The sequence below is a fragment of the Sphingomonas panni genome, assembly GCF_022664435.1.
Classification (GTDB): domain Bacteria; phylum Pseudomonadota; class Alphaproteobacteria; order Sphingomonadales; family Sphingomonadaceae; genus Sphingomonas; species Sphingomonas panni.
The window spans coordinates 107,963-128,734 of the sequence record NZ_JAKREU010000009.1 but is presented as its reverse complement, the minus strand read 5'-3'; the positions used below and the strand labels follow the sequence as shown (position 1 = coordinate 128,734).

Annotated in this window: 22 protein-coding genes and 1 tRNA gene; 7 read left to right on the top strand and 16 right to left on the bottom strand. The window is 67.1% G+C overall.

Annotation, left to right across the window (positions count from 1 at the left end; genetic code table 11):
* Positions 1–117 precede the first annotated feature (117 nt).
* Together MF609_RS16375 and MF609_RS16370 are read left to right on the top strand one after the other, a co-directional pair.
* A complete protein-coding gene (locus tag MF609_RS16375; RefSeq protein WP_242417218.1) occupies positions 118–1,314 on the top strand; it encodes an ROK family transcriptional regulator in 1,197 nt (398 codons plus the stop codon).
* Between the two features lie 381 nt (positions 1,315–1,695).
* A complete protein-coding gene (locus MF609_RS16370) occupies positions 1,696–2,631 on the top strand; it encodes an ROK family protein (RefSeq protein ID WP_242417217.1) in 936 nt (311 codons plus the stop codon).
* 126 nt (positions 2,632–2,757) lie between these two features.
* Here the strand turns inward: MF609_RS16370 and MF609_RS16365 are convergent, their stop codons facing one another.
* The 3 genes from MF609_RS16365 to MF609_RS16355 all read right to left on the bottom strand — a co-directional run bounded on the left by MF609_RS16365 (position 2,758) and on the right by MF609_RS16355 (position 6,168).
* A complete protein-coding gene (locus tag MF609_RS16365) occupies positions 2,758–3,093 on the bottom strand; it encodes a DUF3060 domain-containing protein (RefSeq protein WP_242417216.1) in 336 nt (111 codons plus the stop codon).
* A gap of 74 nt (positions 3,094–3,167) precedes the next feature.
* Positions 3,168–4,517 carry an MFS transporter gene (locus tag MF609_RS16360; RefSeq protein ID WP_242417215.1) on the bottom strand — a complete coding sequence of 450 codons (1,350 nt, stop codon included), beginning with the start codon at positions 4,515–4,517 and terminating at the stop codon, positions 3,168–3,170.
* 259 nt (positions 4,518–4,776) lie between these two features.
* Entirely contained in the window at positions 4,777–6,168 is a 1,392-nt protein-coding gene (locus tag MF609_RS16355) for a glutamate ligase domain-containing protein (protein ID WP_242417214.1), read from the bottom strand.
* A gap of 48 nt (positions 6,169–6,216) precedes the next feature.
* On the opposite strand from MF609_RS16355, the gene MF609_RS16350 reads away from it, so the two are divergent.
* The gene (locus tag MF609_RS16350; protein WP_242417213.1) at positions 6,217–7,032 is read left to right on the top strand and encodes an LD-carboxypeptidase; all 816 of its coding nucleotides are present in this window, start codon (positions 6,217–6,219) and stop codon (positions 7,030–7,032) included.
* A 151-nt stretch (positions 7,033–7,183) separates the two neighbouring features.
* On the opposite strand, the gene MF609_RS16345 is transcribed toward MF609_RS16350, so the two are convergent.
* Both MF609_RS16345 and MF609_RS16340 read right to left on the bottom strand, forming a co-directional pair.
* Entirely contained in the window at positions 7,184–7,591 is a 408-nt protein-coding gene (locus MF609_RS16345) for a hypothetical protein (RefSeq protein WP_242417212.1), read from the bottom strand.
* Positions 7,592–7,597: 6 nt separating this feature from the next.
* Positions 7,598–8,791 carry a penicillin-binding protein activator gene (locus MF609_RS16340; RefSeq protein ID WP_242417211.1) on the bottom strand — a complete coding sequence of 398 codons (1,194 nt, stop codon included), beginning with the start codon at positions 8,789–8,791 and terminating at the stop codon, positions 7,598–7,600.
* Between the two features lie 13 nt (positions 8,792–8,804).
* On the opposite strand from MF609_RS16340, the gene rsmI reads away from it, so the two are divergent.
* On the top strand, positions 8,805–9,641 hold the full coding sequence (rsmI, locus tag MF609_RS16335; RefSeq protein WP_242417210.1) for a 16S rRNA (cytidine(1402)-2'-O)-methyltransferase: 837 nt from the start codon (positions 8,805–8,807) through the stop codon (positions 9,639–9,641).
* 118 nt (positions 9,642–9,759) lie between these two features.
* Here the strand turns inward: rsmI and MF609_RS16330 are convergent, their stop codons facing one another.
* From MF609_RS16330 to MF609_RS16320, 3 genes are all read right to left on the bottom strand, one after another.
* Positions 9,760–9,957, bottom strand: a complete 198-nt coding sequence (locus tag MF609_RS16330) for a hypothetical protein (RefSeq protein WP_242417209.1) — start codon at positions 9,955–9,957, stop codon at positions 9,760–9,762.
* Positions 9,958–10,101: 144 nt separating this feature from the next.
* Positions 10,102–10,461, bottom strand: a complete 360-nt coding sequence (locus tag MF609_RS16325) for a GntR family transcriptional regulator (protein ID WP_242417208.1) — start codon at positions 10,459–10,461, stop codon at positions 10,102–10,104.
* A gap of 86 nt (positions 10,462–10,547) precedes the next feature.
* Complete coding sequence (locus MF609_RS16320; protein WP_242417207.1) at positions 10,548–11,126, bottom strand: nitroreductase family protein; 579 nt, start codon at positions 11,124–11,126, stop codon at positions 10,548–10,550.
* A 176-nt stretch (positions 11,127–11,302) separates the two neighbouring features.
* Here MF609_RS16320 and MF609_RS16315 point away from each other — a divergent pair, with 176 nt between their 5' ends.
* Entirely contained in the window at positions 11,303–12,934 is a 1,632-nt protein-coding gene (locus tag MF609_RS16315) for a peptide MFS transporter (RefSeq protein WP_242417206.1), read from the top strand.
* A gap of 208 nt (positions 12,935–13,142) precedes the next feature.
* Here the strand turns inward: MF609_RS16315 and MF609_RS16310 are convergent, their stop codons facing one another.
* Positions 13,143–13,340, bottom strand: a complete 198-nt coding sequence (locus tag MF609_RS16310; protein WP_242417205.1) for a helix-turn-helix transcriptional regulator — start codon at positions 13,338–13,340, stop codon at positions 13,143–13,145.
* 357 nt (positions 13,341–13,697) lie between these two features.
* On the opposite strand from MF609_RS16310, the gene MF609_RS16305 reads away from it, so the two are divergent.
* Positions 13,698–13,773 (top strand) — tRNA-Val (locus tag MF609_RS16305).
* 266 nt (positions 13,774–14,039) lie between these two features.
* Here MF609_RS16305 and MF609_RS16300 read toward each other — a convergent pair.
* The 7 genes from MF609_RS16300 to MF609_RS16270 all read right to left on the bottom strand — a co-directional run bounded on the left by MF609_RS16300 (position 14,040) and on the right by MF609_RS16270 (position 19,044).
* Positions 14,040–14,963 carry a winged helix DNA-binding protein gene (locus MF609_RS16300; RefSeq protein WP_242417204.1) on the bottom strand — a complete coding sequence of 308 codons (924 nt, stop codon included), beginning with the start codon at positions 14,961–14,963 and terminating at the stop codon, positions 14,040–14,042.
* Positions 14,964–15,055: 92 nt separating this feature from the next.
* Entirely contained in the window at positions 15,056–16,564 is a 1,509-nt protein-coding gene (locus tag MF609_RS16295) for an NAD(P)(+) transhydrogenase (Re/Si-specific) subunit beta (protein WP_242417203.1), read from the bottom strand.
* A 5-nt stretch (positions 16,565–16,569) separates the two neighbouring features.
* On the bottom strand, positions 16,570–16,848 hold the full coding sequence (locus MF609_RS16290) for an NAD(P) transhydrogenase subunit alpha part 2 (RefSeq protein WP_055757824.1): 279 nt from the start codon (positions 16,846–16,848) through the stop codon (positions 16,570–16,572).
* A 4-nt stretch (positions 16,849–16,852) separates the two neighbouring features.
* A complete protein-coding gene (locus MF609_RS16285) occupies positions 16,853–17,212 on the bottom strand; it encodes an endonuclease domain-containing protein (protein ID WP_242417202.1) in 360 nt (119 codons plus the stop codon).
* Positions 17,213–17,409: 197 nt separating this feature from the next.
* On the bottom strand, positions 17,410–17,778 hold the full coding sequence (locus tag MF609_RS16280; protein ID WP_242417201.1) for a PH domain-containing protein: 369 nt from the start codon (positions 17,776–17,778) through the stop codon (positions 17,410–17,412).
* Between the two features lie 11 nt (positions 17,779–17,789).
* Complete coding sequence (locus tag MF609_RS16275) at positions 17,790–18,917, bottom strand: Re/Si-specific NAD(P)(+) transhydrogenase subunit alpha (protein WP_242417200.1); 1,128 nt, start codon at positions 18,915–18,917, stop codon at positions 17,790–17,792.
* A gap of 1 nt (position 18,918) precedes the next feature.
* The gene (locus MF609_RS16270) at positions 18,919–19,044 is read right to left on the bottom strand and encodes an aa3-type cytochrome c oxidase subunit IV (RefSeq protein WP_242417199.1); all 126 of its coding nucleotides are present in this window, start codon (positions 19,042–19,044) and stop codon (positions 18,919–18,921) included.
* 190 nt (positions 19,045–19,234) lie between these two features.
* Between MF609_RS16270 and MF609_RS16265 the strand changes: the two genes are divergently transcribed.
* Complete coding sequence (locus tag MF609_RS16265) at positions 19,235–20,665, top strand: sigma-54-dependent transcriptional regulator (protein ID WP_242417198.1); 1,431 nt, start codon at positions 19,235–19,237, stop codon at positions 20,663–20,665.
* Positions 20,666–20,772: the final 107 nt, after the last annotated feature.

Here is a 20,772-nt window from a genome sequence, read left to right as displayed (position 1 = left end):
GAGTTTCGGATTGAACCCGCCGGTCGGCTGGTCCACGCTGTGGTCCGACAAACCGGCGGCACGACCGCCGTACAGGGAGATTTGCGAGTTGCCCCCCATCCAGTTGGCCGGTCGCCGGTGACGATCGAGCGCGCGCCCATCCGCCTGTCGGGCACCAACCTCGAACGTGCCGCCGACCATAACCAGCGGGTGACGCTGCACGCGATCCGCGTGTCGGGGTCGCTGACCCGGATCGACCTTGCCAACATCACCGGGCTGACCCCGCCGGCCATCGCCAACATCACCCGGCGGCTGCTGAGCGAAGGGCTGGTGCTTGAGGCGGGGCAGCGGCGCGGCGGACGCGGACAGCCGCCGACCAAGCTGGTGGTCAATCCCGCCGCCTGTTTCGCGATCGGCATCAATATCGACCGCGACCATGTGACGATCGTGCTGGTCGATTTCGCCGGGCAGACGCTGGCGCGCGCGACCCGCGAGGTCGATTTCGCGATGCCCGACGATGTCGCCGCCTTCTATCGGTCGGCGGTCGACGGGCTGATCGCGGAAGCCGGGATCGACCGCCAGCGCATCGTCGGCATCGGCGTCGCCCGGCCCGACGATCTGGGGACGGTCGACCTGCCCGGCCGCCCGGCCAGCTATACCGAGTGGGAAGCGGTCGACCTGACCGCGCTGTTCGCCCAGCCGATCGACCTGCCGGTCTTCGTCGAGAACGACGCCGCCGCCGCCGCGATGGGCGAGTTGCAGCTGGGTCACGGCCAGCATCATGCGAGCTTCTTCTACGTCCTGATTTCGTCGGCACTAGGCGGCGGGCTGGTGCTGGACGGCAGCTATTATCGCGGGGCGCAGGGGCGTTCGGGCGAGCTGGGCTTCCTGCTGAGCAGCGACGGCCGGGGCGGGCAGACGCAAATCCAGCATAGCGTGTCGCTGTCGGGCCTGTCGCATCCATTGCGCGAAGCGGGCTTCACACTGGCCGACATGCTGGGCGAGGAGAATGACGATCCCGCATTGGCGGCGGTGGTCGACGGGTGGATCGATGCGTCGGTCGAACGGCTGGTCGAGCCGCTGGTCGCGATCAACTGCCTCATCAATCCGGCGGCGGTGTTCATCGGCGGACGTCTGCCCGGCGGTCATGTCGATACGCTGGCCGAGCGGCTGAACATGCGGATGCAGCGGGTGGACAATGTGCCGGCGCTGGCCCCGGTGCGCCGCGCGATGCTGGCGGAGGATGCCCCGGCGGTCGGGGCGGCGATCCTGCCGTTCAGCCATTTCCTGCTGCCCAGCGCCACCGCATTGTGGAAGGCCGAGGACGCCGGCTGAGCGATCAGCCGCGCGGACGTGACGGGGGCGGCCCGCCTTTAAATGCAGCGACCAGCGCCAGTTCGAACCGCGCGCCGCAGCCGTTTGCGGGCGCCGGTGCCAGGGGGGCCGTGCGGGGATCGGGGGACTGGGCATCGTTCCGCATCGGGCAACCTTCCATGCGTCAGATTCCGGCGTATACAATATGCGGGTTAAGACTGGGTTAGCGTTTGCACGTCGTACGACCCGATCAGCACCTTCCTTCCCGTCCAAACGCTGGCCCGGCGTAATCTCTGCGGATGCGACAAAGAGCGAGCGCGCAGCAATTAGGATTTCAATTTGCTTTTTTAGCGAAATGCTGCGACGCTATGTCTGGTTCACAAGTAAAAAAGGCTTTGGGGGATGAATATGGCTTTCGATCCGGCGTCGCGGGACAGGCAGGGCGCATTGCCGTTCGCCGGGATCGAACTGGGCGGCACGAAATGCGTCTGCACGCTGGCTTATGGTCCGGGTGAGATCGTCGCGCAGGAAACCGTGCCGACCGAGCATCCCTCGACCACCCTGCCCGCCATTGCCGCCATACTGCAACGGTGGTGGGATGCCGGCGGCTTTGCGGCACTCGGTATTGCGAGCTTCGGTCCGGTCGACCTCGACCCCGCCTCGCCGACCTGGGGCCATATCCTGGCGACGACCAAGCCCGACTGGCCGATGACCGATGTCGCGGGACCGTTGTCGAACGGGTTCGACGTGCCCTGCGCATTCGATACCGACGTCAACGGCGCGGCCTTTGCCGAGGTGCTGTGGGGTTGTGCCAGGGGCCTGGACGATTTCGCCTATGTCACGATCGGCACCGGGGTCGGCGTCGGGCTGCTGGTCAACGGCAAGCCGACGCGGGGGATCGGCCATGCGGAGATCGGCCATCTGCGCGTGCCGCGCGTGGCCGGTGACATCCTGCCCAGCGGTTGCCCGTTCCATGACGATTGCGTCGAGGGGCTGGCATCGGGAACGGGGATCAAGGCGGCACTGGGCAACGTCCACGTCTCGACGCTCGCCGAAGATCATCCCGTGTGGGATCGGGTCGAGGCAGCGATCACCGCGATGTGCCATGCGATGGTGTGCACGACCGGTCCGAAGCGGATCGCGATCGGCGGCGGGGTGATGAACAAGCAGCCGCACCTGTTGGCGCGGATCGAACCGGCATTGCGCGCGAGCATCAACGGCTATCTGCCGCTGCCGGAGCGCGACTATGTCGTCGCCCCGGCACTGGGCGATCAGGCCGGGCCGATGGGGTCGATCGCGCTGGCGCAGGTCGCGCTGGCGGAGCGGGTCGCGGCGTAGGGGCGGCCCCTCGGAACAGGGGACGTCGCTCCGAACCTGATCCGGGGTGACGCTTATTCTTTAACCTATCGGCGCGAAGAAGCGGGACCCCGGGTCGAGCCCGGGGTGACGATAAGGTTACCGGTCCTATCGCCGGAACGACACCCGGTTGCCCGCGCCGGCCACGCTGACACGCGCCTTGCTGCCATCGGGGGTGCGGTAGAGGACGGTGTTGCTGGCCCCGGCAATCCTGACCGAGGCGCGTGGCGCGAGGTCGATGGTCACGCGATTGCCGGCCCCCTCTATCACCAGCGCGCTGCACCGGCCGGCGATGGTCATGGTATTGCCGGCCCCTTCGACCGTGGCGACGCCGCCGTCGCAGTCGAGTTCCTGCGTCGCGCCGGCCCCTTCCTGACGAACCTGTGCCGGCAACGTGGCCGGCAGCGCGAGGGCGGACAACAACAGGGCAGTGCGAACGACCATGATCTCTCTCCCATGACGATCAGGCGGTTAGCCTAACCGCACCGGAGCCTGGAGACCATGGCCGTTCGGTGCGATCAGTGCAGGCTCTTGGCCGATGCGGCGTTGCGTGGCGCGGTACGGCCCGCCGCGATGGCGAAGGCGCACAGCGCGGCATAGCAGAGCGCCGGCACGACGAACGCCGCGCCGTGCCCGACCGCGCCCGACACCAGCCCGACGATCAGCGGAATGACCGCCCCGCCGAAGATCGCGGTGCACAACAGGCCCGACGTCGCCGCCTCGCTGGCGGTCGAGCGTTCGAGCGTCAGGGTGAAGATGACCGGGAACATGATCGAGTTGAACAGGCCGATGGCCAGCGCCACGAAGCCGGCACCGACCCCGCCGACCAGCGCGACGTACAGGCACATGGCGACCGCGATGCCGGTGAACAGGGCGAGCAGCTTGTGTGCCTTCACCTTCGACAACAGCACCGACCCGATCGCACGACCGACCATCGCGCCCAGCCAGTAGAAGGCGACTGCCTTGCCCGCTTCCTGCAACGACACACCGGGCACGCCGTCGCTACCCATGGCGAGGCCGAGCAGCGGCACGCCGAACGCCGCGTCCGATGCGCCCCAGACCGTATCGCCGTTGAGGAACAGCGCCATCTGGGTGCCGATCGCGACCTCCGCGCCGACATAGATGAAGATCGCAGCCGCCCCCAGCACCGCCCAGCGCGAGGAGAAGGCGTCGCGCAGCAGCGCGGCGGGCGACGGCGTGTTGGCGGGCGCTTCGGGCACGGCGGCCGACACGACCTTGCGGCTGAGGAAGAAGAACACCGCGAGCGCCGCGATCAGCCCGGCGATCCAGAAATAGGCGCGGTCGATCCCGGCCAGCGCCCCGGCGCGCACCGCTTCGGTCAGCACCGTGCCGTCCTTCACCTCGACCCCTTCGAGGAACAGGCTGGCACCGAGCAGGGGCCCCAGGAACGTGCCGAACGAGTTGAACGTCTGGCTGAGCGTCAGGCGGAAATGGCTGAGCTTCGGGTCGCCCAGCGCGGCGGCAAGCGGGTTCGCCGCGACCTGCAGGATGGTGATGCCCGAGGCGAGGATGAACAGGCCGAGCAGCACGATCGGGAACACCGCAAGGTTCGCCGCGACCAGCATCGTCAGGCAGCCGACGACCATGGTGATGAGCGCGAACAGGATCGAGGGCACCGCCTTCAGCCGGCCGAGCAGGATCGCGGCCGGCATCGAGATCAGGCCATAGGCGAGGAAGAAGGCGGAGGCAGCGAACTGCGCCTCGAAATCGGACAGGGTGAAGATGCCCTTCACCGCCGCGACCAGCGGGTCGATCAGCGAGGTGATGAAGCCCCATGCGAAGAACAGCGTCGTGACGGCGGCGAATGCCAGCCCGGTGGTGGCGGAACCCGCCCGTGTCTGTGCCAAAGCGGCCTCCCCAGCTCAGTCCTTGTCGGACTAATTCGACAATTTGCTTGCGATATTGGTCCGGTCGCCGAGCGGACGGACGATGTCAAGAAATTGGTAAGGATTGGGGTGTCCGATCGCCCAGCCGCACCCCGCCGTCTATCGCCACCCCAGCGCTACTGCGTCACCCCAGCGCAGGCTGGGGTCTCCTGCGGCGAGGAGGGCGCTCCATTACGGCGAGACCCCAGCCTGCGCTGGGGTGACGGATCTGGTCAGGCGCCTATCCCAGCCGCGCGACCATGTACGCCGCCAGTTCGGACAGCGTATCGTCGCGCGCGCCCATCACGACGATGCGGTCGCCTGCGCGCGCCTGTTCGACGAGGAACGCCGCCGCATCCGCCCGGTCGGCGATATGGCGCGCGGGTGCGCCCAGCGCGGTCAGGTCGGCGACGATATCCGCACTGGTCACTTCGCGCGTGACGGTGCCGCCGCGATAGACCGGGTCGGGCAGCACCAGCAGGTCATCGGCCGCCAGGCGTTCGGCGAACATCGCCACCAGTTCGCGGCGCATGACCTTGAGCGGTCCATAGCCATGCGGCTGGAAGAACAGCAGCAACCGGCCCGGCGCGCTGCGCAGCGTGGCGATGGTCGCGGCGATCTTGTCGGGGTTGTGGCCGAAATCGTCGATGACCGCGATGCCGCCCGCCTGCCCCACCAGCTCGAACCGGCGCTTGAGGCCGGAGAAACCGGCAATGGCTCGCACGGCCTCGGCAAGGGGCACCCCGGCGGCGGCAACCGCCCCGATCGCCGCCAGCGCATTGGCGACATTGTGCCGGCCGGGCACGGCTAGGGTAACGGAATGGGTCGCGCCGTCCGCGATCAGTTCGAACCGGCTGGCAAAGGGATCGAGCGTCAGTGCGCGGGCGGTGAGGTCCGCATCGCCCTCGACCGCGAAGGTGGTCCGCTTGTCCGCCGGGATGGTCGCGGCCAGCGCCGCCGCCTCGGCATCGCCGACATTGACGATCACCCGCCCCGCCCGCTCGGCGAAACCGCCGAACAGCGCGCGCAGTTCGTCGAGCGACTTGTGGTCGAGGCTGACATTGTTCAGCACCGCCACGGTGGGCGTGTAGAAGGCGATCGACCCGTCGCTTTCGTCCACCTCGCTGACGAACGCATCCCCCTGCCCGACCAGCGCGCTGGCGAAGGGGCGGTCGGGCGCGGCAAAATCCTTCATCACCGCGCCGTTCATGACCGTCGGATCGCGGCCGAGCGCATGGAGGATATAGCCGATCATGCCCGTCACGGTCGACTTGCCGCTGGTGCCCGCCACCCCGATCGACAGCGTTGCAGCGTTGAACAGCTCGGCCAGCAATTCGGCGCGGCCCATCCGCTTCGCACCCACCCGCTCGGCGGCGACGATATCTGCGACGGTCGGCTCGATCGCGGCGGAGGCGACGACGATCTGTTCGGCCGACACGATGCCGCTGCCGTCCTGGGGATGGAGCCTGATGCCGAGCGCGCGGAGTGCGTCGAACTTGGCAGGCAGGCTCGCCTGATCGAGCGAACGGTCGGAACCGGCGACGGTCGCGCCGCGCCCGGCGAGGATCATGGCGAGGGGCATCATGCCCGACCCGCCGATCCCGACGAGGAAGAAGGATTTGCCGTACAGCATCGCCCGGCGCTATCGGGGTTGGCCTGAAGTGGCAAGCGGGGTTGCAGGATGCGTATCGGAGTCGTGGCGCCGGCGCGGCGGGTGGATGAGGAGCAGATGGCCCGGACGCAGGGCTATGCCGCGCTCACCTATCCCACGCTCGACCTGGTCGTGCATCCGCAATGTTTCCTAGACGTCGGGCATTTCGCGGGGACCGACGAACAGCGCGCGGCAGCGTTCCTTGAGTTCGCCAACGACCCCGGCTTCGACGCGATCTGGTTCGCGCGCGGCGGATACGGGTCTAACCGCATCCTCGACACGGTCATGCCACAGCTCAATCGCGCGGCGGCGGCGAAGAGCTATCTCGGCTTTTCCGACATGGGGTTCATGCTGGGGGCACTCTATGCCCGGCGGATCGGGCGGCCGATCCATGGGCCGATGGCGGCGCAGGTCGGCAAGGCCGGCGGCACCAACAGCGCGGCGCGCGCGCTCGCCTGGCTGGTGAACCATGACCGTTCGATGCTGGCCCCCGAGTTGGACGGGCGGCCGACCGTCGCGTTCAACCTCGTCATCCTGTGCGCGCTGATCGGTACGCCGTGGCTGCCCGACCTGACCGACCACGTCCTGATCGTCGAGGAGGTCGGCGAGGATCTGTACCGCATCGACCGGCTGTTCTGGCAGTTGAGCGAGGCGACGCAGCTGAAGGGCATCGCCGGTATCCGGCTGGGCGCGGTGACCGATCGCCACCCCGACGACACCGGCTTCGGCGAGACCGAGGAACAGATCGCCGCGAAATGGGCGCGGGCGATGGGCGTGCCGTATCTGGGGCGGGCGCATGTCGGCCATTATGCCGATAATATGGTGGTGCCGTTCGGGGTGGCGTGAGGGGCGACCAACCCACGAACTTTGATCCAACTGCATCGAAACGTCACCCCAGCGCAGGCTGGGGTCTCAAGCGACTCCTGCGATGTCCTATCGTCGGGAGATCCCAGCCTTCGCTGGGATGACGTTCGGTTCAAGTCGACTAGATCAACCTCTAACCTTCGATACGTTCGGCTACCGTCGTCGCGCGAACGGCCTCATACTCGAAGCTAATCGTGCCATAGGACCAATCGAGCGTCATTCGGTAACGCAGTGGGACGCACCGGTCATCGTTCGGCAGCGCCTCAATCGCCAGCGAATGGACACCCCCAAGATCGGGGAGTTCGTCACGAGGATGATCGACCGGCACGAAATGCGCCAGTTTCAGCGGCATATCCAACTTCTGAATGCCCGCGAACGATAGGGTGAGGTAGCTGAACTCTTCCCCCGCCGATCGAGGCACCACACCGGATATGTCCGCCACCATTACCAGATCGATGCCGGCCGATGTCAGGCGTATTTCGATCAGACTGGCGTCTTCCCACGCAATCCTGTCGAGCGCGTCGGCAGGAAGCTCGGCCACCGCCCCCTACTCCCCGAACGTCCGCGGCGCGGGGCTGACCGTCACCGCACCGCCTGGGCGCACCTCCTGCACCTCCAGCGCGCGTTCGGCCACGCCGTCGCGGCCGAAGCGGAACGCGCCGTCCAGACCGGCGAAGCCGTCCTCCGCACGCAACCGGCTTTCGGGAAAGTCGCGGCCGACCGGCCAGTCGCGGGCGATGCGGACCGTCAGCAGCACCGAATCATAGCCGAGGCTCGACAGGCGATACGGTGCGGCGTTGAAGCGGGCGCGGTACTTGGTCGCGAACTGGCGATAGAGGCTGTTCGACACGCTGGCATACCACGCGCCGTTCAGCGCCGGCATCGACCCCAGGCCGGTTTCGGTATTCCACAATTCGGTCCCCAGCACCTTTGCCGAGCGGCTGCCGGTCTTGCGGATCGCCGGTACCGCCAGCGCGGCCTGCCCCGCCTGATCGGCGATCAGGATCGCTTCATAGGGCGAGGTCCTGGGCAACTTGGCGACGGCGGCGGCGATGCCACCCCGCGCATAGGTCTGGATCGAGACGACCTGCCCGCCCGCCTGTTCGACCGCGCGCAGGAAACTGGTCGAGGCGCGCTGACCATAGACGCCGGCGGGGACGAGGCCGGCGAACTGGGTCATGCCGTTGGTCCGGGCATAGCCGACGACGCGGTCGATCGACTGGGCGGGGGTATAGCCGAGCAGATAGGCGCCGTTCCCGGCGACCGACACATCGTTCGAATAGCTGATGACCGGCACCTTCGCGGCGCGCGCGATCGGCGCGACGGCGCGGACATCGTCGGCGAGCAGCGGTCCCAGGATCAGCCGGTTGCCCTCCGCGATCGCGCGCTGTGCGGCGGCAGCGGCTCCGGCGGCGGTATCGTAGGTGGTGATTCGCACCCGTTCGCTGCGCGTGTCGAGCAAGGCCAGCTGCGTCGCATTGGCGATCGACCGACCGACGCCGCCGTTCGGGCCGGTCAGCGGCACGAGCAGCGCGACGCGGTGGCGCTGATTATCCTCCGGGATGCCGCTGGTCACCGGGCCGGGCCGGGTCGGCTGCGGGCGGGTGCCGGTGGGCGGCGCCTGTTCGACCGGCCCCTTGGGCACGATGGTCGCGCACCCCGCCAGCAATACCGCGCCGATCAGCGCCGTGGCGCGCGCGATGTGGTGCCGCCATTGCCGTGGCGCTATCGTGTCTGCCATGGACCTACCCCTGATGACCGAAAAACTTGCCCCCGGCCTCTACATCGTCGCGACCCCCATCGGCAATCTCGGTGACCTAACTATCCGTGCCGCCGATATTTTATCGCGGGCGGACGTGATCGCGGTGGAGGACAGCCGAGTGACTGCCGGGCTGTTGCGCCATATCGGGGTCAAGCGGCCGATGATTCCGTATCACGACCATAATGCCGAAGGGATGCGCCCCGGCCTGATCGCGCGCATGGGCAGCGAGGCGGTGGCGTTGGTGTCGGATGCCGGCACGCCGCTGATTTCCGATCCGGGGTACAAGCTGGTGCGCGATGCGCGCGCGGCGGGCCATGCCGTCGTCACCATTCCCGGCCCCTGCGCGGCGATCGCGGCGCTGACGCTGGCGGGCCTGCCGACCGACCGGTTCCTGTTCGCCGGCTTCCTGCCGTCTAAGGCCCATGCCCGTGCCGACGCGATCACCGAGATTGCGGGCGTGCGCGCGACGCTGGTCTTCTACGAAAGCGGGCAGCGTTTGTCCGCCACCCTCGCCGCACTGGCCGAACGGCTGGGCGAACGCGAATGCGGCGTCGCGCGCGAAATCACCAAGCGGTTCGAGGAATGCGTGACCGGCACGCTGTCGGTGCTGGCGCAACGCTATGCCGATGCGCCGCCCAGGGGCGAGATCGTGATCGTCGTTGCCCCGCCCGGTACACCGCCGCCGGCGACGCAGGACGATGCCGACACGGCCTTGCGGGAGGCGCTGACCCGGCTGCCCGCGTCGAAGGCGGCGGGCGAAGTGGCGAAGGCGCTGGGGATGGATCGGCGCGAACTGTACGCGCGGGCGATGGAGATGAAGGGGGAGTAAGCCTGGCTCGATTTCTCGCAAGCGTCATCCCAGCCGACGCCGGGATCTTTCAGTAAGCGCGCGCGCCCAGCTGCGGGATGCCCAGCCTCTGTTGGGGCGACGACTTACCCGGGAAAACCTACGCTGCGATGTTGCGCAGTGCGGTCAGCTGGGTCGGGCGGACAGCGTGGTTGATCGGCAAGGTATCGCCGCAGCATGCACATTCGGCGATGATGCGCCCGACGAACCATTGCGACGCGCCGCAGCTGGGGCAGTTGTTGCGGCCATGCAGTGCGTATATTGGAACGCGGGTCGGCATCGATACGGTTCGTTCCACGGCAGTCTCCCTGTTGAAAAGGGAACGCCACCACCGCGTCACAGTTCCGTTACAAAGGGTACCAAGGACCGACGAGGACACGAAAGGTTCCAGACTGCAAGCGGCATCGGACGATGCCCGCCCCCGGTCCGCCGCACTTCCGGGTCAGGCCGGCGCGCGTTCGTCCAACAGCGCGTGCGCGTCAAGGCCCAGCAGGTCGATATGCGCGCGAATCCGCGGCCAGTAGCCGGTCAGGAACCGATCGCGCTCGGCCATGCGCAACCGCTCGACCGCGCCGGGCAGCACGAACATGCCAACGCCGCGCCGCACCTCGACATAGCCATCGTCCTGAAATGTCTGATACGCCTTGGCCACGGTCAGCGGGTTCGCGCCATGTTCGGCGGCAAAGGCCCGGACCGATGGCAACTGGTCCCCGGCACGATATTCCCCGCGCAGGATGGCGGCCGCGATCAGCGCGCGCAGGCGAAGATATACGGGCGTGTCTTCGTGATCGATCGCTGTCATGCTGACTTAATACAGCAAGCGGCGAAAATGTCCATCACGGATAGGGTTCGGAACCGTGCAGAACCTGCTCGGGCCGCCCTGCCCGCTTACCCTTCCCAGCGGCGCAGGACCCGCGCCGCATCAGGACGCGGCCGTTCGTCGAGCGGACGGCCCGGCGAGCCGATGAAGACGAAGCCGGCGATACGGTCGTCAGGCCCACCGAACGCGTCGCGCACCTTATCGCTATATGCGGCCCAGCCGGTCAGCCAGCTGGCGACATAGCCCATGGCGTGCGCGGCATGGAGCAGGTTCATCGTCGCCGCACCCGCCGACAATTCCTGTTCCCAGCGCGGGATATGGCTGTCGACCGGCGCGGACAGTATGACGACCAGCGCCTCGCCTTCGTTCGCGAAACGGTCCGACGCCTCCAGCTGCGCCTCGGTCGCCTGGGGATTTTCCGCCAGCTGCGCCTGTCGCAGCAATGCAGCGAACGCCGCGCGCCTGTCGGCCGGGATCACGACGAAACGCCAGGGGGCGAGCTTGCCATGGTCGGGCGTGCGCGCGGCGATGGCGATCATCGCGTCGATCTCGGCGTCGTTCGGCCCCGGCGCGACCATGTCGCGCGGCTTGCCCGAACGGCGGGTCTGGAAATAGCCGGTCAGCGAGGAGCGGTCGTTGAAGGTCATGGCAGGCGATGTAGCCGCAGCAGCCACCCACGCCAAGCATCGTGACATTTGCAACAATCTGCCCCGGCGCAACAATCTGTCTTGGCATCGCGATTTTCGCCGTTAGGCTCGGTCGATCCGCGTGTTCCGCCCGCAAGAGGCGATGGACGCGCCAGTTTTTTGCGGGGGATGCATCCTTGTTCGGCCTACCCATCATTCCATCCATCGCAGCAGGGTTCCTGATCCTGCTGCTCGTGCTGGGCGGCGTCGCCGCCGCCAGCAAGGGCGAAGAATTCGCCGGCCATCCCAAGGGGCTGTACGTCCTGTTCTTCGCCGAGATGTGGGAGCGCTTTTCCTATTACGGGATGCGCGCACTGCTGATCTTCTACCTGACGAAGCACTGGCTGTTCGGTGACGGACAGGCCAACCTGATCTACGGGGCCTATACCTCGCTGGTCTATATCATGCCGGTGCTGGGCGGTTACCTTGCCGACCGATACCTGGGACAGCGCAAGGCGGTGCTGTTCGGTGCGCTGGTATTGACCGCCGGCCATATCCTGATGGCGTTCGAGGGACAGACCGGCGTTACCGATCCCCTGCTCAAACAGGCCGATCCGGCGATCAACATCTTCTGGGCGGCGCTGGCGTGCATCATCGTCGGCTCGGGATTCCTGAAGGCCAACATCTCGGTCATCGTCGGGCAGTTGTACGGCCGTACCGATATCCGCCGGGACGGCGCGTACACGATCTTCTATGTCGGCATCAACGTCGGCGCGGCGATCGGAACCATCCTCGCGGGCTATCTCGGCGAAACCTATGGCTGGTCCTATGGCTTCGGTGCGGCGGGCCTCGGCATGTTGCTCGGCCTGGTCGTGTTCATGCTCGGCAAGCCGTTGCTGAAGGGTCAGGGCGAAGCGCCCCGGCCGCTGGCGGCCCGGACCGAATGGCTGCTCTACGGCCTGGGGCTGGCGTCGATCGCCGTCATCTGGGCATTGATCCAGTATCAGTCCGTCATCCAGAACCTGCTGATCGTGTCCGGCGTCGCGCTGCTCGGCTATGTCCTGTACGAATCGTTCAAGCTGCCCAAGGAACCGCGCGAACGGATGTTCGCCATCCTGTTCCTGATCGCGCTGAACCCGATCTTCTGGGGCCTGTTCGAACAGGCCGGCGGATCGCTGAACCTCTACACCGACCGTTTCGTCGATCGGCAGGGGTTCGAGGCGTCGCTGTTCCAGTCGATCAACCCGATCTACATCGTGCTGATGGGGCCGGTGTTCGCCGCCTTGTGGGTGGCACTGGGCAAGCGCGGGCTGGAACCCTCGGCTCCGGCCAAGTTCGCGCTGGCGCTGCTGCAGGTCGGCTTCTCGTTCCTGGTGTTCGTATGGGGTGCCAACAGCGTCGGCCCGGAAATCGCGACGCCGGTGCTGTTCGTCTTCCTGATCTATTTCTTCCAGACGACCGGCGAGCTGTGCCTGTCGCCCGTCGGCCTGTCGGCGATGAACCGGCTGGCGCCGAAACACCTGGCTTCGCTCATCATGGGCGCATGGTTCTACATGACGGCGGTCGGCAATTTCGTCGCGGGCAAGATCGGTGAGGCGACCGGCGGCCATGACGGCGAAATGACCAAGGAAGGCACGCTGTCGGTCTATAACAGCATCGGGTGGTGGACGATCGGCATCGGCATGGTCGTGCTGCTGCTCTCCCCGATCGTGAAGCGGTGGATGCACCTCGACACGCTGGCTGACGACACCGACCACAGCCTGGCCGGACAAGCCGAAATCGGGGAGCCGAAGGCGGCCGGCGTCGACGTGTGGAAGGAAGAGAAGTAAAAATCACGACGGGTGACGCGCGCTGCGCCACCCGCTGGTCGACGGATCGGTTCAGATCGCGGCCGCCTGCACCGGCGCCGCATCCGTCACGGCCGGCGGCACCGCCATCATCTTCGAAATCGCCATTACGCTTCCCCATTGCCCTTGACCCGTCTTTGGCCGGTCGGCGAATGGTGAACAGGGTCTTGAATGCAGCGGCGGTCCCGGATCAGGAAACGGAAAGCGATCGACCCAATTCGTGTAACAGCGCCACGTAGCGAACCGCCAGTTCGGTGCGTCGTTCGATTGGGGCGGCGGCGCGTTCCATTTCGCTGATGGCTTTGCGGCTCATTCCTATTTTGTCGGCCAGTTCCTGCTGGCTCATTCCCAGCCCCTTGCGCAGGTCGCGAAGATCGTCGGCTTGCATCCTGTATCCTACTGCGGAAACTTCGACCCTACCCCCGCCCCGGCGGTCAGACCGGGATAGGGGGTTCATGTTTGGCAGATCGTAATTTCGAGGAGTTTTACCTCGAACTGCCATAACTTGAATCCGATCACGACGAGCATCGTGTATCCTTTGGGGTCTGTCAGCGGGCTGGGGCGCCATATCTTTGCTGTCTGACCCGATCGCCATGCAACGTCACGTTACATTCCACTAGCAAGAGTAACGGGGTGTTGCATCTTCTTTCGTGGTCCTCGCGTTTCTACTGCATTCTTCTGGTCTCCGCTGGAATCCCGCTTGCATGTCTCGAAAACCACGGTATTCCGCACCTCTCCCGGTAAGGGGCGCTTAGCTCAGTTGGTAGAGCATCTCGTTTACACCGAGAGGGTCGGCGGTTCGAGCCCGTCAGCGCCCACCACCACGCAGCGCAGGACGTGCTGCCCAGCAGCACTCCCCATGCGCAAGTGCGGCCAGCGGGTCGAAGCCCGCGCCATGAGGCGTGGCTTCGCCACGACTGACGGCGTGGGCGGGCGCGATGTCCGCCGGATTCTCGCTCACGACCCACGACGCGCCAACAAACGGGTAGTCCCCAGCCTTCGCCAGGACGACACAGGCGGCGGGGGACAGATCGGGCCGGGCTTTACTACCAACCCCCCAACAGTCCCGCCGCGCACGCCCGCTGCCCTACGCCCAGCCCAACCCGGCCTTCGCCACCGCCTGCCCATAGCCCTCCATCCCCGCCACCGCCCGCGCGGTGAGGGTGACGAAGGCGCGGCGGCGGTCGCTGGGATCCTCGCGCCGCATCAACAGCCCGGCATCGGTCATCGCGGTGATCCAGCGCAGCGCGGTGGTCGGCGGAACGGCGGCGGCGATGCACAGGCTCGACACCGATACCGTCAGCCCCTCCAGCCGGGCGGCGAACAGGTCGAGCAGCACGTCCCAGGCCGGATCGGCGAACAGCCCGTCGGCGAAATACTGGTCGCGCAGCCGCCGCGCGCGGATCGCACCGCGCACGGTCGCGGCGGTAATCTCGACCGGCGCGCTGTCATCGGTCGGTGGTGCCACGAAGTCCGCGGCACGGTCGCGCACGCCATCGCCACCCGGGCCATCGCGACTGAGCTTCAGCAGCGCTTCGGCGATGCGGGCGATCTCGGCATTCAGCCGGCGGAGCCGTTCGGCATCGCGCTCGGCGGCCTGCACCCCGCCGCCGATACCGCCGCTCAGCGCGATGGCGGCGACCCGTTCTTCCGGCCGGGCATCGCACAACAGGGTCGCCGGTCCGCCCAGCAGATGCAGCGATACCAGATCGAGCAGGTCGAGCGGGAAGTTGATGACGATCTGCGCCCGGTCGCGCTGCGCCCTGAGCGCCAGCATCGGTAGCACACTATCGAGCAAAGCCGGTGCGATGCCCGCCGCCTCGACCAGCAGCAGATCGGCATGGGGAATGGCGTCCAGCGCCTCGGCGAGCGCCGCAAAGCCGATGGTGTCGCCGACCTGCACCCCCGCCGCCCGTGCCGCGACCGCCGCATCCTCCGCCGCAATCGCATCGTCGGCGATGACGATCGCCCGCCGCACTGCCGGCCCACCAAATCCTTCGAAACCCGTCAAGCCATCCTCCCGCCGCGACCGTATACGGACCCGATAGGGTGAACGGACCGCGTTGGCGAGCCTCTGTATGGTGGAGCCGTGCCCGGCCCCGCTTATTCCATCGACTTGACGATCTCTTCGACCATCTTCTTGGCGTCGGCCAGCAGCATCATCGTATTGTCGCGATAGAAGACTTCGTTATCGACCCCGGCATAGCCGACACCGCCCATCGACCGCTTGATGAACAGCACGGTCTTCGCCTTTTCGACGTCGAGCACCGGCATGCCATAGATGGGCGAGGTCTTGTCGGTCTTGGCCGCCGGGTTGGTCACGTCGTTGGCACCGATGACGAAGGCGACGTCGGTCTGTGCGAATTCGCTGTTGATGTCCTCCAACTCGAACACGTCGTCATAGGGCACGTTCGCCTCGGCGAGCAGCACGTTCATATGCCCCGGCATCCGCCCGGCGACCGGGTGGATCGCATATTTCACGCGGACGCCATGTTCCTTCAGCTTGTCGCCCATTTCGCGGAGCGCGTGTTGCGCCTGTGCCACCGCCATGCCGTATCCGGGGACGATGATGACCTGTTCGGCCTGTTGCATCAGGAAGGCGGCGTCCTCGGCGCTGCCGCGCTTCCACGGGCGATCGATCGCCGCCGCATCGCCGCCGCCACTGTCGGTCGCACCGAAGCCGCCGGCGATGACACTGATAAAGCTGCGGTTCATCGCGCGGCACATGATGTAGCTGAGGATCGCGCCCGACGATCCGACCAGCGCGCCGGTGATGATCATCGCGGTATTGCCAAGCGTGAAGCCCATCGCCGCTGCCGCCCAGCCAGAGTAGCTGTTGAGCATCGACACGACGACCGGCATGTCCGCCCCGCCGATCGGGATGATGAGCAGGAATCCGATCGCGAACGACAGCACGACCACCGCCCAGAACGGCCACGTATCCTGCGTATGCGCGAACTGTGCGACCAGCAGCAGGATCGCAGCCAGCGTGGCGAGGTTGATGACGTGCCGGCCGGGCAGCAGGATCGGCTTGCCCGACATGCTGCCGTTCAGCTTCAGGAAGGCGATGACCGAGCCGGAAAAGGTGATCGCGCCGATCGCAACGCCGAGGCCCATCTCGACCTTGCTGACCGGATTGATGACGTTGAACGCCTCGCCGATCATCGGCACGACGACCGACGAGATGCCGAACGCCCCCGGATTGAGATAGGCAGCGATCCCGACGAGCACTGCCGCCAGCCCGACCAGCGAGTGAAAGGCGGCGACCAGTTGCGGCATCGCGGTCATCGCGATCCGCTTGGCGGTGGTCAGGCCGATGACCGCGCCGATGGCGATGGCGGCGAGGATTTCGGCGAAGGTGACGCTGTCGATCAGCGTCAGTTGCGTCCAGTATGTATAGTCGCCAGCCGGGGCGAATACAGTTACGTCCTGCTGCGGCAAATGCGTGAAGATCGTGGTCAGCACCGCGATCCCCATGCCGACTATGCCCAGCCGGTTGCCCCGCCGGCTGGTCGCGGGCGACGACAGGCCACGCAGCGCGAGGATGAAGCACACCCCCGCCGCCAGATAGGCGAAGGCGACCCATGGATTGACCGGCGCAGCCTCGTGCATCGCGCTCACCCCTTCTTCTTGTACATGGCGAGCATCCGCTCGGTCACGGCGAACCCGCCGAAGATATTGATGCTGGCCAACACCACGCCCAGCAGCCCGAGCCACTTCGCGCCGGGCACGCCGGCTGCTGCGGCGGCGATCAGCGCGCCGACGATGATGACCGAGGAAATGGCATTGGTGACCGCCATCAACGGCGTGTGCAGTGCCGGCGTCACCGACCAGACGACATAATAGCCGACGAAGCAGGCGAGGACGAAGATCGACAGGATCGAGAGGAAGTCCATCGGGTTATCCTTCAAGATCCTCCCCAAGCACGCTTGGGGAGGGGGACCGCCGGCGCAGCCGGGGGTGGAGGGGCAGCGCGGTGGCCGCGATCGCTTCGGCCGCGACACCAGGGGCGGCTAGGACGTCACGAGCGGGGATATGCAGAACCGTCAGGCCGTGCGCAGCGAGGACGGCGTCCCGCTCGGCATCGCGCGCAGGGTGGCTCCCCCGATCATGCGCCTCGCCATCGATCTCAATCGCCAACTTCGCTCGGGCACAGTAGAAATCGACGACGTACTTCAACACCGGGTGCTGGCGACGAAACTTCAAGCCATAGGGTTCAAGTCGCAGCCGTTGCCACAGCAGCACTTCGGGCAAGCTCATTTCGCGCCGCAGGCGTCGCGCCTGCAGGACCGTGAAAGCCCCTCCACCACGCTGCGCGTGGTCCCCCTCCCCATGCCCAGCATGGGGAGGATTTGGGGCTACCTTCACCTCCGGCCGCACCTCGCGCGGAAGCCCCCCTCCACCGGCTGCGCCGGTCCCCCTCCCCGTGCCGGGGAGGATAAGGGGAGCTGCCCCCCTCACCGTTTTGCCAGCACCAGTTCCGCGAGCAACCGCTGGATCGCGGCGGGGTCGGCGTTGCGGCTGACCTTCAGCACCATCGGCGTCGCCTGTCCGGTGACCCACAAATGCAGGTCGCTGTCGAGGTCGAAGGTCCCGGCGCTTTCGACCGAGAAGCCGGTGATCGAGCGGTACGGCACGCTGCGGAACGCGATCTTCGAACCGGTAATCCCCTGCACATCGACCAGCACGAAACGCAGGTTGGTCAGGAACGCGGTGTCGCGCAGCGAACGGAACGCCGCCAGCACCTCCTCCCCCGCGATCAGGGCATGACCGTATTTCTCGTGAATTTCGGCCGGATCGACCTCGTGGCTGCTGAACAGACCCATTATTTCCCCCTTCAAGCGGTCAGGCGCGCGTTCACGACCTGGCCGTTCTGCGTCAGGCGGATCGCCTGCGTTACCTCGTCATCGGCGGGCAGGACCGGGCGGCCGGCGTCCTTGTCCCAATAGGCCGCCAGAAAGTTGTAAAGGTTGCGCGCGAACAGTGCCGATGCATCGGCGGCAAGGCGGCTGGGCACGTTGCGATGGCCGACGATGTTGACACCGTGACGCTGCACGACCTCTCCTGCGACCGACCCTTCGACATTGCCGCCCTGCTCGACCGCCAGATCGACGATGACGCTGCCCGGTCGCATCGATGCGATCTGCGCATCGCTGACCAGCCGGGGGGCGGGCCTGCCGGGGATCAGCGCGGTCGTGATGACGATGTCCTGCCGGGCGATATGGGCGGAAACCAGTTCGGCCTGTGCCGCCTGATATTCCGCGCTCATTTCGCCGGCATAGCCGCCTGCGCCCTCGCCCTCGATGCCCGCTACCTTCTCGACGAAGATCGGCTTGGCGCCGAGCGACAATATCTGTTCCTTCGTCGCCGAGCGCACATCGGTCGCGCTGACCTGTGCGCCCAGCCGCCGGGCGGTGGCGATCGCCTGCAGCCCGGCCACGCCCACGCCCATCACGAACACGCGCGCCGCGCTGATCGTACCGGCGGCGGTCATCATCATCGGAAAGGCGCGGCCATATTCGGCCGCGGCGTCCAGCACCGCCTTGTACCCCGACAGGTTCGCCTGCGACGACAATATGTCCATCGACTGGGCACGGGTGATGCGCGGCATCCATTCCATCGCCAGCGCCTCCACGCCCAGCGCGGCATAGGCATCGATCCGGGCGCGGTCGCCGAACGGGTTGAGCGCCCCCACCAGCCACGCGCCCGGCTTTACGCCGCCCAGGCTGTCGGGCGCGGGTGCGGCCACGGACAGCAGGATATCGGCATCGGCCAGCACCTGCGCCCGCGGACCGACCGTCGCACCGGCGGCGGCATAGGCGGCATCGTCGATCGACGCCCCCGCCCCCGCACCGGCCTCCACCGCCACCGTGGCCCCGAGGCCGATCAGCTTCTTGACCGTTTCGGGTGTCGCGGCGACCCGGCGTTCGCCGGCGGCCTGTTCGGCGAGCAGCGCGACCTTCACGTCAGCCGGCGATCAGATAGATGACCAATGCGGCAAGCGCGGCGCAGACGATCGCGCCCCAGGTGAACCAGCGCAGGAAGCCGGTATAGGTCCCGGCATGGGCGGGCGGGCGGCTGTCGATGGCCATTCGATCTCCCCTCGATCGTTATTCTTGTCCCGGCAGCCTAGCGCGCCGCCACCGGCCCGCCAAGCCCCGCGCGAAACCTCCCGTCCGACGAACCGGAGAATCGCAGCATCGTCCTCTGCTTAAGCCGAATTTTACGAACGTTGGCGCATGGTTGCATCGTTACGGGACGATAGGGACACATGGACAGCATATGACGCGTGACGGGCAAAGGCTGTTGATGGTCATCGACGACGAACCGGCCCAGCGACGGCTGGTCGCGGCGATTGCGGCGCGGCGCGGCTGGCGTACGATGTTCGCGCGCGATGGCGAAGCGGCACTGGCGATGCTCGGCACGCCCGACGGCATGGCGCTGGATGCGGTGCTGCTCGACCATTGGTCGCCGGATGCCGATGCCACCGCGCTGATCGCCGAGCTGCGCCGCAACCGCCCGGCGCTGCCGATTCTGTTGCTGACCGCCAATGAATCGGTCGCCGGGGCGGTCGCGGCGATGCGGGCGGGGGCAAGCGATTTCCTGGTCAAGCCGATCGCCGCCGAACGGCTGCTGACCGCATTGGAGGCGGCGGCCGGCGGAGCGACGCGCGGCGAGCTGCGCCCGCTGACCGAAAAACTGTCGATGACGCTGGCGTTCGACGAGATCGTCGGGTCCGCCCCGCAGTTCCGCGCGGCACTGGCCATCGCGGCCAAGGCGGCGCGGGCACGGGTACCCGTGCTGATCGAGGGTGAGAGCGGCGTCGGCAAGGAAGTGGTGGCCGAAGCGATCCATGCCGCCTCCCCCCGCGCCCGCAAGCCGATGGTCCGCGTCAATTGCGGCGCGATCCCTGCCAATCTCGTCGAAAGCGAGCTGTTCGGTCACGAAAAGGGCGCGTTCACCGGCGCATTCGAACGCAAGATCGGGCGGTTCCAGGAAGCGGACGGCGGCACGATCTTCCTCGACGAGATCGGCGAGATGCCGTTCGAGACGCAGGTCAAGCTGCTGCGCGTGCTGCAATCGGGCGAGGTCCATGCGGTCGGCGCGCGCCACCCGCGCGAAGTGGATGTGCGTGTCGTCGCCGCGACCAACAAGACGCTGACGCAGGAGGTCGAGGCCGGGCGCTTCCGCGAGGACCTCTATTATCGCCTCAACGTCGTGCAGGTGACGATCCCGCCCTTACGCGACCGGATCGGCGACATTCCGGCGCTCGCCCGCCACCTGATGGCACGGATCGCGCAGCAACCGGGGCTGCGGCCGCTCGGCATCACCGACGAGGCCATCGCGCTGCTGGGCACCTATCCCTGGCCGGGCAATGTGCGGCAGTTGCAGAACGCGCTGTTCCGCGCGGCGGTGCTGTGCGACGGCGATGCGCTGACCCGCGCCGATTTCCCGGAGATCGCGCAGATCGCGGCGGGCGGCGCGCCACAGCCCGTGCGCCCGGTCCACCGCCACGATGTCGCGGGCGGCGTCACGCTGTTCCGTCCCGACGGCAATCTGCGCGCGCTGGAGGAGATCGAGGCCGATGTCATCCGCCTCGCCATCGGTCATTATCGCGGACGGATGACCGAGGTCGCCCGCCGGCTGGGGATCGGGCGGTCGACGCTGTATCGCAAGCTGGGGGAACTGGGGATCGACCAAAACGCGGCGTGAGGGGGTCGGCCTTTCCGCTTCGTCACCCCTGACTTGATCCGGGGTGACGGGTGGGGGCTTCTGTCATTCCCGCGCAGGCGGGAATCCATTGCCGCCGCCGGTTCGGC